The organism is Rhizobium anhuiense bv. trifolii (assembly GCF_024346605.1).
GTDB classification, from domain to species: domain Bacteria; phylum Pseudomonadota; class Alphaproteobacteria; order Rhizobiales; family Rhizobiaceae; genus Rhizobium; species Rhizobium anhuiense.
The window spans coordinates 1,836,891-1,850,749 of sequence record NZ_CP098803.1; the positions used below are offsets into that span (position 1 = coordinate 1,836,891).

The window sequence follows — 13,859 nt, forward strand, 5'->3', positions numbered from 1 at the left end:
TTTTCCCGAGAAAACAGAGGATTTGACTATGGCGATTGAACGCACCTTCTCGATGATCAAGCCGGATGCAACCAAGCGCAACCTGACGGGCGCCATCACCAAGATGCTCGAAGATGCCGGTCTGCGCGTCGTCGCCTCCAAGCGCGTCTGGATGAGCCGTCGCGAAGCCGAAGGCTTCTACGCCGTTCACAAGGACCGTCCCTTCTTCGGCGAACTGGTCGAAGGCATGACCTCCGGCCCGACCGTCGTCCAGGTGCTGGAAGGCGAAGGCGCGATCCTTAAGAACCGCGAGATCATGGGCGCGACCAACCCAGCAAACGCTGACGAAGGCACGATCCGCAAGGTTCACGCCCTCTCGATCGGCGAAAACTCCGTTCACGGCTCGGATGCTCCGGAAACGGCCGCCCAGGAAATCAAGTACTGGTTCTCCGACACCGAAATCGTCGGCTGAGGCCTTACGTCGGCATTCGTGCCGAACACCTTGAATTGACTCTTGTAAGCCGGGGCTCTGCTCCGGCTTTTTCTATGTGCCCTTGTTTCTATGCCGGGCATTTATCGGTATTGGAGAAATCGACGCTGCCGTCAGGCTTGAAGACCTCAGGGTTCTTTTCATAAAGCGCGCCGATAACGAGCGGTTTGCTCGGCAGGACGGTCTGGTCGAGGTCGGAACGGAACTGCGTTTTCAATTTCTGCAGCACCTTGCCGTCCTTGTCGACCAGCCGGACACTCACGGAATAGGGGCGGTCCTTGCGCACGCAGTGCAGGTTCTCGCTCTGCAGCGCGATCTTGTCGTCGATCGGGTAGATCTTCTGATTCAGTACCAGCGGATCGCCACCTTCAGGATTTTCGAATTCGGCGATGATCACCGAACCGTCGGGAATGGGTCCTGTCTTCTTCAGCGTCAGCAGGTAGGTGGCGCTCGCCACCCGATAGTTGAAGACGAAGAGATGGCCGGTGACCTCGACCAGGTTTTCCGCCTGGCGCTGGCAGGCGGACAGCAGCCCGACAGTGACCGCCATCACGATCCAATAATTCCTCATGGCGTCTCCTCCTTCTTGCGGCGATAGTGCCGATTGGCCTTGGCGCGGTTGCCGCAGACCGCCATGTCGCACCAGGCCCGGCTCCGGTTCTTGCTGCGATCGATGAACAGCCAGCCGCAATTTCCGCAGATCTTCATCCGCTCCGGATCCGGCATGGCGATCAGCCGTAGCACCGAATGGGCAGTAGCCGAGGCCAGGCTGGCGGGGCTTGGGTCGCGCAATGTCTTCGCCAAGGCTTCCAACAGCCCGGCCAGCAGTTGGTCGTTGCCGCCATCGAGTATACGCTTGCGGAAATAGAGGTCGATCTCTTCCCGCAGCGCGATGAAATCCGCCTCGTTTTCCGCCGCCACCGGCGCGATGTCGCCGAAGAGGGCGCGTTCGGCGCAGAATTCGGCGGCGGCGCGCGGAAAACTCCGCATCTGATCGCTGACTGCGAAGCGATCGATCCGCCGCGTGGCATCGTGGCGCAGAACGACGCTGTTGGCGACATCGAGCGCCAGTGCGCCGCCGGCAAAGCGGTGAGGGGTCCAGGAAAAGCTCATGCTGAAATTATAACTAGTGAAATAGGTTTTACCAGTTATAATTTTGCGGACGCGGAGTGTCTGGAATGGCCTATCTTCTGCAGCAGCTGGCGAATGCGGTTCCGCTCGCTGCCCTCTATGCCGCACTCGCCTTCGGTTATGCCGTGGCCTTCGGCGTGACGAAGCGGGCCGACATCACCTATGGGGCGATCTTTGCCTTCGCCGGCCAGATTCTGCTGCTCTTCACCGAACTCGCCTATGTCAGGTTCTGGCTGGTGCTGCCGGCGGCTCTTGCCATCGGCGCCGGCGCTTCCATCGTCTATTCGCTGGCGGCGGGCCTCTGGATCGGCCGCTCGATCATGCTGCCGCTGGTCAGCAAATCGCCGAATACGGTCATCGTCGCCGCCCTCGGCATGATGATCGTGCTGATGGAGACAGCCCGGCTTGCCGCCAATAGCCACGGCATCTGGCTGCCGCCGTTCCTGAACGACACGGTCGTCTTCTGGAGCGACGGCCTGTTCAAGGTGACGCTCACCTATATCCAGCTGATCGACACCGCGCTGATGTGCGCCATCGTCGCGGTGGGTGCGCTGATCCTCAGACGTACGGCTTGGGGCCGCGTCTGGCGCGCCGTCACCGACGATCCGTTGGCCGCCGAACTCTGCGGCACCAGCGCCGATCGCGTCTTTCTCGGCGCCTATGCTGCCGCGGCCCTCGTCGCCACCCTCTGCGGCATCCTCGCCACCTTCTATTACGGCTCGATGGATTTTGGCGCCGGCCTGATGTTCGGGCTGAAGGTGCTGCTGATCGCTGCCGTCGGCGGCTACTCCGATCCGCTGCGCTCGGCCGGTGGCGCTGCCGGGCTTGCCGTCGTCGAAACTTTGTGGGGCGCCTACGGCCCCTTCGTCTGGCGGGATCTCGTCATCTTCTCGCTGCTCGTCCTGCTCCTGGTCATGAGCCGCAGGGAGCGCGTCGTGCTCTGATCATTTCCACTTGTCGCGCGCCGTATCGTCGGCGTCTTTCGCCGCGACCCAGTTGCCCGTAGCGCCATCCTTGCCATGTTCCTTCTTCCAGAAGGGGGCGGCGGTCTTCAGGAAATCCATGACGAAATTGGCGCCGTCGAACGCCGCCTGCCGGTGCGGTGCGGCTGCGACGACCAGGACGATATTCTCGCCGGCCGCGATCTTGCCGTAGCGGTGGATGGCGGTCAGGCCGAGAAGTCCGAAACGCGTTATGGCAAGATCGCCGATGCGCCGTATCTCCGCCTCCGCCATGCCGGGATAATGCTCCAGTTCGAGGGCCGCCAGCGTACCGCTTTCATCGCGGCAGAGACCGGAAAAAGTGACGACGGCGCCGATACCGGCTTTATCTTTGGAGAGCAGATCGACCTCGGTCTGCAGGTCGAAGTCTTCGTGTTGAACGCGGATGGTGGGGGTAACGGTCATGATAACATCCCCGACTGTTTTGATGCCGTAGCGGGAGGTATGGAGAGGGCGGAGCGGGGTATCGATACGACACCACCATCACCGCTTCATCCCCCGGTCATCGGCGGAAATATCCCGATCTCCCGTGCGGCGCCGATCGGTTCGTCATGCTCGACATGCTCCATGTCGAGCGCCACGCGGATCACCTCGGGATATTGAAGTGCGGTCTCATATTCTTCGCCGAGCGTCTTCAAATGATTCAGAAGATCGGCGACGGTGACGACGGAGGAGGGGAGGTCGATCTCCTCCTCGCCCTTGCCGATGCGCTCGCGCACCCATGCGAAATAGACAAGCCGCGTCATTCCTCGTCATCCACGATATGTTTCAGCCCGGCGCGGAAATAATCATAGCCAGTATAGATGGTCAGCAGTGCGGCGATCCACAGCAGCGCAATGCCGGTCTGCGTCGTATAGGGGAAGATCTCGTCACCGGCCGGGCCGGCGAGCAGGAAGGCGATGGCGACGAGCTGCAGCGTCGTCTTCCATTTGGCGATCCGTGTCACCGGTACGCTGACCTTCAGCGCCGCCAGATATTCGCGCAGTCCCGACACCAGGATCTCGCGGCAAAGAATGGTGATCGCCGCCCAGATCGACCAGCCGGCAATCGTCTGGTCGGCCGCGACCAGCAGCAAGATCGAGGCGACCAGCAGCTTGTCGGCGATCGGATCGAGCATGCGGCCGATATTCGACGTCTGGTTCCAGATGCGTGCGAGATAGCCGTCGAGGAAATCGGTGAGTGAAGCGATGACGAAGATCCACAGCGCCACCCAGCGCGCCGTGTTGCTGATCGACAGCCTGCCCTCGATGAAGAAGCAGAGAACGATCAGCGGCACGGCGAGGATGCGGCCGTAGGTCAGAAGATTGGGAATGCTGTACGCACGCGATGCCATGGGATCGTTTCTCTGAATTGATGCGCCGTTACAGCGCCGCGCGTCTTTCTGAGGCGCGCAAAGGACGCTGTAACATTTTGAACCTGCGCATCGTGCTTTCCGAAAATCGAGTCCGATTTTCGGGCCGATGCGGTAGATGACGGCTTTGGCCGCGGACCGTCAACATTCTTTCTGTCTTTTCACCGCCTTTGCGTGGAATTTGCGACGGAGGCCGGTTATTTCGCGGCGTCGTCGTGGAAATGATTATAGACCTGCTTGGCGACCGCTTCCGATATGCCTTCCACCGCCATCAGGTCGGACAGGGCGGCGCGCGAAACCGCCTTCGCCGTGCCGAAATGCTGGAGCAGCGCCCGTTTGCGCGATGGGCCGATGCCGCCGATCTCGTCGAGCGGGTTCTTGATCATTTCCTTCTTGCGCCGCGCCCGGTGTGAGCCGATCGCGAAACGATGCGCTTCGTCGCGCAGGCGCTGGATGAAGTAGAGCACCGGATCGCGCGGCGGCAGCGTGAAGCTCTCGCGCCCCGGCGGAAAGAAACGTTCGCGCCCGGCGTCGCGGTCGACGCCCTTGGCGATGCCGATCGCCGTGACGCTGTCGGTGATGCCGAGTTCGGCAAGGATGGCGCGCACCGCCGTCATTTGCCCCTGGCCGCCGTCGATCAGGATCACATCGGGCCAGGTGGGGAAGGGCATGTCGGCGGCGTCGGGTGTGGCCGCCTGCACCGTCCGGTCTGGAATGCCTTCCTCCTTGATCAACCGCGAGAAACGCCGTGTCATCACCTCCTTCATCATGCCGAAGTCGTCTCCGGGCGTGATGTCGGTCGATTTGATGTTGAACTTGCGGTACTGGTTCTTGACGAAGCCTTCCGGCCCCGCGACCACCATGCCGCCGACGGCATTGGTGCCCATGATATGCGAGTTGTCGTAGATCTCGATGCGCTGCGGCGCATGGGAAAGCCCGAACGTTTCCTTGAAACCCTCGAGCAGCCGCGACTGCGACGCCGTTTCGGCGAGCTTTCTCCCATGCGCCTCGCGTGCATTGCCGACGACATGATCGACCAGATCGCGCTTCTCGCCGCGCTGCGGCACGAGGATGGAAACCTTGTGGCCGGCCTTTTCGCTGAGTGCGGCAGCGAGCAGTTCCAACTCCTCGACCGTTTCCGACAGCATGATCTGCTTCGGCACCGGCTTGTCGTCGTAGAACTGCGCCATGAAGGAGTTCAGCACTTCGGCGCTCGAAAGCTGCGGATCGGCCTTTGGGAAATAGGCGCGATTGCCCCAGTTCTGTCCGGTGCGGAAGAAGAACACCTGGATGCAGGAAACGCCGCCCTCATGGTGGATGGCGAAAACATCAGCCTCTTCGACGCCGGCCGGATTGATGCCCTGGTGGCTCTGCACATGCGAAAGTGCCGCCAGGCGATCACGATAGATCGCCGCCCGCTCGAAATCGAGGTCCTCGGCCGCCTGGTTCATGGCCTCGGCCATATGCGACTTCACCTTCTGGCTCTTGCCGGACAGGAAGTCCTTCGCCTCCTGCACCAGTTCGCCATAACCCTCGTCGCTGACCTCATGCGTGCAGGGCCCGGAACAGCGCTTGATCTGGTAGAGCAGGCAGGGTCGCGTCCGCGTTTCGAAGACGCTGTCGGTGCAGGTGCGAATCAGGAAGGCGCGCTGCAGCGAATTGATCGTCCGCCCGACAGCGCCGGCCGAAGCGAAAGGTCCGAAATAGTCGCCCTTTCGCGCTCTCGCACCGCGATGCTTGAAAATCGCAGGCGCCCGGTGGTCGCCGGTGATGAGGATGTAGGGGAAGGACTTGTCGTCGCGCAGCAATACGTTAAAGCGCGGCCGCAAGCGTTTGATCAGATTCGCTTCCAGAAGCAGCGCTTCGGTTTCCGTGCGCGTCGTCACGAATTCCATGTTCGCCGTCTGGCGCACCATCTGGGCGATGCGGTTGGAATGCACGCGGCCGACGGCGTAATTGCCGACGCGCTTCTTCAGGCTGCGCGCCTTGCCGACATAAAGCACGTCGCCCTCGGCATTGAACATGCGGTAGACGCCCGGGCTGTTCGGCAGCCGCTTGACGAATTCACCGATCAGTTCCGCGCCGATGAGCCCGGTTTCATTGAGGCTGCCGGCATTCCAGTCGACGGCTGCGGCAAGCGGAGCGGCGGGGGAAACATCGCCTTCCACCTCGATATCGTCTTCGTTCTCATCCGTCTCGTCGTAGAGAACGCCGCCATCCGGCAGCTTTCGTCCGTTCATTCCGTAATCTCCGCCACATCGGGCGTCTGCCAGGCGAGGTGCTGGCCGCCGTCGAGGGCAATCATCTGGCCGGTGATCGAGGGCGTGTCGTAAAGGAAGCGAATCGTTTGTCCGAATTCCTTCAGCGCCGGCCCTCGCTGCAAGATAAGGGCTGAGATCTGCGCTTGGAAGTCCTCCATCGCCTGCCGCTCGCTCGGCATCGAGGGGCCGGGGCCGATGGCATTGACGCGGATGCGTGGCGCCAATGCCTGTGCAAGCGTCTGCGTCGCCGTCCACAGAGCGGATTTGGAGAGGGTATAGGAATAGAAGCTGGGCCTCAGCGCCCAAACCCGCTGGTCGATGATATTGACGATCAGCCCCGATGCCGCAGCGGGCATCTGCTGCGCGAAGGCCGCCGCAAGGATAGAGGGCGCACGTACATGCAGGTCGAAGTGCAATGCCCAGGTGGCGGCATTGAAACTACGCGCTGAATCATGCTGGAAGACCGACGCATTGTTGACGAGCAGATCGAGCGGCCCGAGTGCTTCCGACGCCTTCGCGACCAACGCGCCGGTTTCGCCGATATCGGTCAGGTCGGCCTGCAAGGCGGCTGCCCGATATCCCTTCCGCCGCAATTCCGCCACCAGCTCTTCGGCTTCACCAATGGAGCCGTTCGCGTGGATCGCGACGGAAAAGCCATTTGCAGCAAGGTCTTCGGCGATTGCCCGTCCTATTCTCTTAGCTGACCCTGTTATAAGGGCCGTGCGAAGTCTTTCGTCGTTCAAAATCTTGCTTTCTGATCCCGCGAGTCTGCCTGCAGACTATATAGGGGCCGGCGGAGATTATATAAATAGGCCGTTGCGGTTGCGTCCCCGAGCGAGATATTCTATGTATTATTTAAGAATGCGATTTACTAAAATAAGTATTTCAAGTTTAACTCTTCGGTAGGGTTAATGAAGTGTATGTTGCGTCAAAGCAACATCGAATTTCAGCCATGCGGCTGCCACAATGATATCACAATTTGGCTCTTTCAAATCCGCATTTGAGTTCCAATTTCAGTCTCGATCCGGAAGGGACATCTGGCAATATCCCGCCAATGCTTCACTGATAGACAGATGACAAGCGGCGCGGGACTGAAAGGAGACTAAGTATGCGTGTACTCATTGCTGGCCTCATGGCCTCCGTTTTTGCAATTGCGGGCGTCTCGGCAGCTCAGGCGGCCGATGCCGTCGACCAGGTTCCGGAAGCGCCGGTTGCCCAGGACGCTCCGGTCAAGCCGGCAGGAAACTGGGAAGGCTTTTATCTCGGCGGCGCCGGCACCTACAACATGGGTGACTTCGGTTCCGACCGCCACACCTATGGTTTCGGCGGCCAGGTCTTCACCGGCTACAACTGGCAGGCGGGCCAGATCGTCTACGGCGTTGAATCCGACCTCGGCTACAGCGGCGACGACGTCTCCTCGGGCGGCGTCAAGAACAAGTATGGCTGGAACGGCTCCGTCCGTGGCCGCGTCGGCTACGACATGAACCCCTTCCTGCTCTACGGCACGGCCGGTCTGGCGATCGGCGACGTCAAGGTTTCCGACGACACCTCGGACGAAAGCAAGACGAACTTCGGCTATACGGTCGGCGCCGGCGTCGAAGCCTTCGTGACCAACAACATCACGACGCGCCTGGAATATCGCTACACCGACTACCAGAGCAAGGACTACGACCTCGACTCCGGCAGCTTCTCGCGCGGTTACGACGAGAACAGCGTCAAGCTCGGTATCGGCGTCAAGTTCTAAGCCGGACAAACCGTTCAAGCATGAAAAGCCGGGCTCATCGCCCGGCTTTTTGCTGTGCGCTTGTTGGTCCGGTCGTTCAGCCGTGCGCTTTGAGCACACTCAGCCCTGGGACTTGAGCTCGTTATGGGCAGGGAATTTCTTGCCGAACTGCCGCAGCCAGTCGGTGAGCGGCGCATGATCGGCCTCCCACTGGTCCTTGAAGCGCAGTTCAAGATAATCGAGCGTCGCGGCCAGGGCGAAATGCCCGCCGCTGAGCTTCTTGCCGAGCTTCGGCGGATTGGCGCTCAGATGCGCGAGCCCGCTCGTCGCCTTCTTCCATTGCCGGTCGATCCACGGCTGGTGAACCTTTTCCTCGTCGCGGAAGCGCCGCTCATAGACGATCGCCAGCAGGCAGTCGCAGATGCCGTCGCAGAGCGCCTCGAGGATTTCCGCATCCGTGCGCTTGCCCTTCTTGGAGGGGTAGAGCCCACCCTTCGTCAGCCGGTCGAAATAATGCATGATCGCCACGCTGTCATAGATCGAAAGCCCGTCATCGGTCAGAAGCGTCGGAATCTTGCCGAGCGGATTGTTATCCACCAGGATCGCCGGTCCGGTATTGGTGTCGACCCGGATGGCGTTCAACTCCAGCTCCAGAAAATGCGCGGCCATCCGCACCTTGTTGGAATAGGGCGAGGCGGGCGAACAAAGGAGCTTCATGGGACACCTGATGAGATTGTGGATTGCGGCGCGGACTATCCGCGAAGCTAGCGCATAACCCCGAAAATCGAAATCGATTTTCGGAAAGGATTATGCGCAAATTCAAAGTGCTACGGCGTCTTTGCGCGTCTGAAAAGACGCGCGGTGCTGTAGTTAGCTATCGTCCTTTATGGCCTTGTTCTCGCCGCGCAGCCAGAAGGCGCGGTGCGAGGCGAAACGATCCTGCGCCAGATGGTCCTTCAATGCGGGCAGCAATTGGTGCAACTCGTCCTTCAGCGTGAAGGGCGGGTTGACGATGACGAGGCCTGAGCCCGTCAATCCGGTAGTGCCGCGGTCGCTGCGAACCACGAGTTCGGCGCAGAGCATTTTCGGGATGTCGAGCGCCTGCAGGCTCTCGTGGAATTCCTTGATCGGCGCGCCCTTCTTCAGTGGATACCACAGGCAATAGGTGCCGCCGGGAAAACGCCGATAGGCCTTTTCCAACCCTTCGGCCAGACGCTGATATTCATCCTCTTCCTCGAAGGGCGGATCGACGAGCACGATGCCGCGCTTCTCCTTCGGCGGAAGATGCGCGCCGAGCGCCAGCCAGCCGTCGAGCTCGGTGATGCGGGCATGGTGATCGCCCTCGAACAGCCGGTGCAGCCTGATAAAGTCCTCGGGGTGCAGTTCCATGGCCGACAGCCGGTCCTGCGGGCGGAACAGCATGCGCGCAAGTTTCGGCGATCCAGGATAGAAGCGGATGCCGCCCTCTGGGTTGAGTTCGCGGATTGCCCAGAGGTAGGGCTCAAGCAGTTCGGAAACCTGAGGTCCGAGCTCGGCCTCCATCAGCTTGCCGATGCCCTCGAGCCATTCGCCGGTTTTCTGCGTTTCCTCGGAGGAGAGGTCGTAGAGGCCGATGCCGGCATGCGTGTCGAGCACGCGGAACGCCCCATCCTTCTTCTGCATGTAGCGGATCAGCCGCGCCAGCACGGCATGTTTCAGCACATCGGCAAAGTTGCCCGCGTGGTAGATATGGCGGTAGTTCATTTTCGCTGATGTCCGTATGAATTCGCGTCATGGCGAGCTTTTGTGGCTTTTGGCCGTGCAAGCCTTGGAATATACAAATGCCATGAACATTGCGACCCCCATCCACGCCAAATCAGAAAAGCCGGCCAACAGGGTGGGCCACACCGCCTGTCCGCATGACTGTCCCTCCACCTGTGCGCTGGAGGTCGATATATCAGAGGATGGCCGCATCGGCCGTGTGCGCGGCGCCAATGACCATTCCTACACGTCAGGCGTCATCTGCGCCAAGGTCGCCCGTTATGCCGAGCGGCTCTACCATCCCGACCGCCTGATGCATCCCTTGCGCCGCGCCGGCGCCAAGGGGGCAGGGCAGTGGCAGCAGATTTCCTGGGACGATGCGCTGGATGAGATCGCCGAAGCCTTTGTGAAGGCCGAGGCGAGGGACGGCAGCGAGGCGATCTGGCCCTATTTCTACGCTGGCACCATGGGCTGGGTGCAGCGCGATTCGATCGATCGTCTGCGTCATGCCAAGCGTTACTCCGGCTTCTTCTCCTCGATCTGCACCAACCCCGCCTGGACCGGCTTCACCATGGCCACCGGCACGCTGCGTGGTCCCGATCCGCGCGAGATGGGCAGCACCGATTGCGTCGTCATCTGGGGCACCAACGCGGTCTCGACGCAGGTCAATGTGATGACCCACGCCATCAAGTCGCGCAAGGAGCGCGGCGCAAAGATCGTCGTCATCGACATTTACGACAATCCGACGATGAAGCAGGCCGACATGGCGCTGATCGTCAGGCCGGGTACCGATGCAGCACTCGCCTGCGCTGTCATGCACATCGCCTTCCGCGACGGCCATGCCGACCGTGATTACATGGCGCGGTATGCCGACGATCCCGAGGGTCTCGAAGCGCATCTGAAAACCAGGACGCCGCAATGGGCCGCCGCCATCACCGGCCTCTCGGTCGAGGAGATCGAAGCCTTCGCCAGCCTCGTCGGCATCACGAAGAAGACCTTCTTCCGCCTCGGCTATGGCTTCACCCGCCAGCGCAACGGCGCGGTCGCCATGCATGCGGCCGCCTCGATCGCCACCGTTCTCGGCTCCTGGCAATATGAAGGCGGCGGCGCCTTCCATTCGAACAGCGATATTTTCCGCATGAACAGCGCCGAACTGACCGGCCGGTCGATGAAGGATGCCGATATCCGCATGCTCGACCAGTCGCAGATCGGCCGGGTGCTGACCGGTGATGCGGTGGCGCTCCGTCATCGCGGCCCGGTGACGGCGATGCTGATCCAGAACACCAATCCCGCCAACATCGCCCCCGAGCAGCGCCTCGTCAGGCGCGGCTTTGCCCGCAACGACCTCTTCGTCGCCGTCCACGAGCAGTTCATGACCGAAACGGCTGAGATCGCCGATATCGTCATTCCGGCGACGATGTTCGTCGAGCATGACGATATCTACCGGGCCGGCGGCCAGAACCATATCCTGCTGGGGCCGAAGCTGGTCGAGCCGCCGCCGACCGTGCGCACCAATCTCTTCGTCATCGAGGAACTGGCCAAACGCCTCGGCGTCGCCGATCGTCCCGGCTTCGGCTTCACCGCCCGCGAGATGGTCGACCGCATCCTCGAATCGAGCGGCCTGCCGGATTATGAGCATTTCCTCGAACACAAATGGTTCGATCGCCAGCCCGCCTTCGAGGAGGCGCATTATCTGAACGGCTTTGCCCATCCGGATGGCAAGTTCCACTTTCGCCCGGACTGGATCAATCAGCCGGCGCCGAACAAGCCGCCGGCCGCCATCGGGGTGCTCGGGCCGCATGCCGAGCTTCCGGCCTTCCCTGATCAGGTCGATGTCATCGAAGTCGCCGATCCCGAGCATCCTTTCCGGCTGGCCACGTCGCCCGCCCGCAACTTCCTGAATTCGAGCTTCTCCGAGACCAAGACCTCTCGCCAAAAGGAAGGGCGCCCCGAGGTGATGATCAATCCCGCCGACGCCGAAGCCAATGGCATCGCCCATGGCGATCTCGTTCGCATTGGCAACAGCCGCGGCGATCTGCGCATCCACGCCCGCATCACCACCGAAGTGAAATCCGGCGTGCTGATCGCCGAGGGGCTTTGGCCGAACAAGGCGCATGTCGATGGCGAGGGCATCAATGTCTTGACCGGCGCCGATCCCGTCGCACCCTATGGCGGGGCGGCCGTGCACGACAACAAGGTCTGGCTTCGCAGGGACGCAGCATGATGCAGCCGACATCACGCGTGAAGATCGCCGGCGAGCAAACTCTGTCGAATGGGTGGACGCGGCTCGCCAGCTACCTGCTCGATTATATCGACCGCAAGGGCGCAACCCAGCGGTTGAAGCGGGAAGTCTATCACCGCACGCCCGCCGCCTGCATCCTGCTTTATGATCCCAAGCGCGACCTTGTCGTGCTCGTCCGCCAGTTCCGCCTCCCTGTTCATCTCAACGGCGATCCCGCCTGGACAATCGAGGTGCCGGCCGGCCTTCTCGATGATGATCATCCCGAGGCGGCGATCCGCCGCGAGGCGATGGAGGAGACCGGCTATCGCCTGCGCGACGCGCGCTTCCTGTTCAAATCCTATACCTCGCCGGGCGCCGTCACCGAGGTCGTCCACTTCTTCGCAGCCCTCATCGACACCGCCGACCGCGTGGCGGAAGGCGGCGGCCTGGACGAAGAGCACGAGGATATCGAGGTTCTCGAAGTCCCGCTCGACGCCGCCGCGGCAATGATCGAAACTGGCGAGATCTTCGACGCCAAGACGATCGTGCTCTTGCAATGGGCGCTGTTGAACAGGGGCAAACTTCGTTAGCGGGTAAGGCGATCGAGACCTGGTTCGTCAAGTTACTTTGGGCGGATCGACATGATTCGCGACCCGTTTAGTTTTCTCCGCGAACTCGCATCATCTGCTGAAAGGCGCGCTGCTTCAGTGCAGGTACCGCATTGATGATGCGCATTACGCCGCGCGTGACAGCGAGTTGAAGTCTGCCGACAATCGGCCGATGGACCAGGTCGCTGGCATCCATCTGCTTTTTCGATTCTCGGATTGCTTCGGTACTGTAGCGAAGCATCTCGACTTCGTAGGCATGTATGGCTTCGACAAGCGGTTTTCGCCCTTGGTTCGCTTCAACCAGCATGCGTCCGAGCAGTGCGGCATCGCGAAGCGCGGTATTGGCGCCCGCGCCTCGTCCTGGCGTCATCGTATGGACGGCGTCACCGAGCAGAGTGACATTCGAACTCGCCCAAGGCGTCAGCGGGACGGCGGTTCTCATCCTGATATCGTGGATCGTCGAGGGCTCCGTCATCTGAATGAGCGCATGTAAGTGCGGATGCCAGTCCCGGGTGAGTTTCAAGCCCAGTTCTCTCAATTGTTCGCCGCTCAGACCGGTCGGGTCCTGCGGCCAGTTCTGCCGAGCGCCCCATACTCCCCAACCGACGCTGTCCTCGTCGAGTGCTTCGACGAAGTCCGGCCAACGAGCAACAAAACCTGGGTCGCTTCTAGTGTCGGCGAACTCGAGCGAGTGAATGATTGCGCCGAAGCCCATCGGCGCCATGATCAGCGACATGCCTTGAAACATTTTGTCCGACAGCAGAGCTTTCGTCGCGACCGTCATCGGAATTTTGCCCCCGAGCGACACGATCCCCGTGTCTTCCAGACGCGCTTCCGGCAGACGTTGCTTGCGTACAGTCGAATTCGTGCCGTCAGCGCCCACCAGTACATCTCCCGTCGCGAGACTTCCATCCTGAAAGCAAGCTATGACCGACCCGTCGGCGCTGTTTGTGTAACTTTGAAGCGTCTTCCCGAAGAAGACGTCGTCTTCAAGTCCTCTGAGCAGAACCCGCCTCAGCGTCTTTCGAATGACGTTCTTTTCACCGTCGAGAGTGTTCGGGCCTGCATCATCGATATCGAAGCTCAGGACTTCGCCCAGTTGTTCAGTGAGCATGTTGAAATAGCGTGGCGACCTGGCGCAGGTGGCGACATAGAGATCGTAGAGTTCGCCGGGGACACAGGCTTTTAGCGCGCGGCTTCCAGCCGGGCTGATGCCGACGCGATAACCACCACTGTCGGTGCTCGGCGCAAAGTCGCGCTCATATACCGCTATGCAAACCCCAGCCTGCTTAAGCAGATGTGCGAGTGCCAAACCGCCGGTCCCGGCGCCGATAATCAAAACCTTCATGGTGTT

Annotated in this window: 15 protein-coding genes; 5 read left to right on the plus strand and 10 right to left on the minus strand. The window is 61.1% G+C overall.

All coding sequences use genetic code 11. The annotated features are described in order from the left end of the window. The first annotated feature begins 28 nt into the window (after positions 1-28). Positions 29-451, plus strand: a complete 423-nt coding sequence (gene ndk / locus NE851_RS17700) for a nucleoside-diphosphate kinase (RefSeq protein ID WP_004680549.1) — start codon at positions 29-31, stop codon at positions 449-451. Positions 452-539: 88 nt separating this feature from the next. Here ndk and NE851_RS17705 read toward each other — a convergent pair whose 3' ends face one another. Both NE851_RS17705 and NE851_RS17710 read right to left on the minus strand, forming a co-directional pair. Continuing rightward, positions 540-1,040: a hypothetical protein gene (locus NE851_RS17705; RefSeq protein ID WP_047616345.1), complete on the minus strand. Its 501-nt coding sequence runs from the start codon at positions 1,038-1,040 to the stop codon at positions 540-542. Continuing rightward, positions 1,037-1,582, minus strand: a complete 546-nt coding sequence (locus tag NE851_RS17710) for a CGNR zinc finger domain-containing protein (protein WP_047616346.1) — start codon at positions 1,580-1,582, stop codon at positions 1,037-1,039. Before NE851_RS17710 ends, NE851_RS17705 begins: the two co-directional genes overlap by 4 nt. A gap of 65 nt (positions 1,583-1,647) precedes the next feature. Here NE851_RS17710 and NE851_RS17715 point away from each other — a divergent pair, with 65 nt between their 5' ends. Further along, positions 1,648-2,544: a branched-chain amino acid ABC transporter permease gene (locus NE851_RS17715; protein ID WP_047616348.1), complete on the plus strand. Its 897-nt coding sequence runs from the start codon at positions 1,648-1,650 to the stop codon at positions 2,542-2,544. Here the strand turns inward: NE851_RS17715 and NE851_RS17720 are convergent, their stop codons facing one another. The 5 genes from NE851_RS17720 to NE851_RS17740 form a co-directional block, all read right to left on the minus strand. Further along, a complete protein-coding gene (locus tag NE851_RS17720; protein WP_025570201.1) occupies positions 2,545-3,006 on the minus strand; it encodes a molybdenum cofactor biosynthesis protein MoaE in 462 nt (153 codons plus the stop codon). 86 nt (positions 3,007-3,092) lie between these two features. Continuing rightward, positions 3,093-3,347 carry a molybdopterin converting factor subunit 1 gene (moaD, locus tag NE851_RS17725; RefSeq protein WP_025570203.1) on the minus strand — a complete coding sequence of 85 codons (255 nt, stop codon included), beginning with the start codon at positions 3,345-3,347 and terminating at the stop codon, positions 3,093-3,095. Continuing rightward, positions 3,344-3,934, minus strand: coding sequence for a CDP-diacylglycerol--glycerol-3-phosphate 3-phosphatidyltransferase (gene pgsA / locus NE851_RS17730; protein WP_003574129.1), 591 nt, complete (start codon positions 3,932-3,934; stop codon positions 3,344-3,346). The genes moaD and pgsA overlap by 4 nt, the downstream gene beginning before the upstream one ends. A 215-nt stretch (positions 3,935-4,149) precedes the next feature. After that, entirely contained in the window at positions 4,150-6,192 is a 2,043-nt protein-coding gene (gene uvrC, locus NE851_RS17735; RefSeq protein ID WP_097542982.1) for an excinuclease ABC subunit UvrC, read from the minus strand. Beyond that, the gene (locus NE851_RS17740) at positions 6,189-6,956 is read right to left on the minus strand and encodes an SDR family oxidoreductase (protein ID WP_097542983.1); all 768 of its coding nucleotides are present in this window, start codon (positions 6,954-6,956) and stop codon (positions 6,189-6,191) included. The genes uvrC and NE851_RS17740 overlap by 4 nt, the downstream gene beginning before the upstream one ends. Before the next feature lie 365 nt (positions 6,957-7,321). Here NE851_RS17740 and NE851_RS17745 point away from each other — a divergent pair, with 365 nt between their 5' ends. Continuing rightward, the gene (locus NE851_RS17745) at positions 7,322-7,957 is read left to right on the plus strand and encodes an outer membrane protein (protein WP_025570209.1); all 636 of its coding nucleotides are present in this window, start codon (positions 7,322-7,324) and stop codon (positions 7,955-7,957) included. Between the two features lie 99 nt (positions 7,958-8,056). On the opposite strand, the gene NE851_RS17750 is transcribed toward NE851_RS17745, so the two are convergent. Continuing rightward, the gene (locus NE851_RS17750; RefSeq protein ID WP_047616355.1) at positions 8,057-8,653 is read right to left on the minus strand and encodes a glutathione S-transferase; all 597 of its coding nucleotides are present in this window, start codon (positions 8,651-8,653) and stop codon (positions 8,057-8,059) included. A gap of 153 nt (positions 8,654-8,806) precedes the next feature. Further along, positions 8,807-9,679, minus strand: a complete 873-nt coding sequence (locus NE851_RS17755; protein ID WP_025570213.1) for a 23S rRNA (adenine(2030)-N(6))-methyltransferase RlmJ — start codon at positions 9,677-9,679, stop codon at positions 8,807-8,809. A gap of 16 nt (positions 9,680-9,695) precedes the next feature. On the opposite strand from NE851_RS17755, the gene NE851_RS17760 reads away from it, so the two are divergent. Together NE851_RS17760 and NE851_RS17765 are read left to right on the plus strand one after the other, a co-directional pair. Next, the gene (locus NE851_RS17760; RefSeq protein ID WP_097542984.1) at positions 9,696-11,900 is read left to right on the plus strand and encodes a molybdopterin oxidoreductase family protein; all 2,205 of its coding nucleotides are present in this window, start codon (positions 9,696-9,698) and stop codon (positions 11,898-11,900) included. Continuing rightward, positions 11,897-12,487, plus strand: a complete 591-nt coding sequence (locus NE851_RS17765; RefSeq protein WP_097542985.1) for an NUDIX domain-containing protein — start codon at positions 11,897-11,899, stop codon at positions 12,485-12,487. The genes NE851_RS17760 and NE851_RS17765 overlap by 4 nt, the downstream gene beginning before the upstream one ends. Before the next feature lie 67 nt (positions 12,488-12,554). Here the strand turns inward: NE851_RS17765 and NE851_RS17770 are convergent, their stop codons facing one another. Continuing rightward, positions 12,555-13,853, minus strand: coding sequence for an FAD-dependent oxidoreductase (locus tag NE851_RS17770; protein WP_097542986.1), 1,299 nt, complete (start codon positions 13,851-13,853; stop codon positions 12,555-12,557). Positions 13,854-13,859 lie beyond the last annotated feature (6 nt).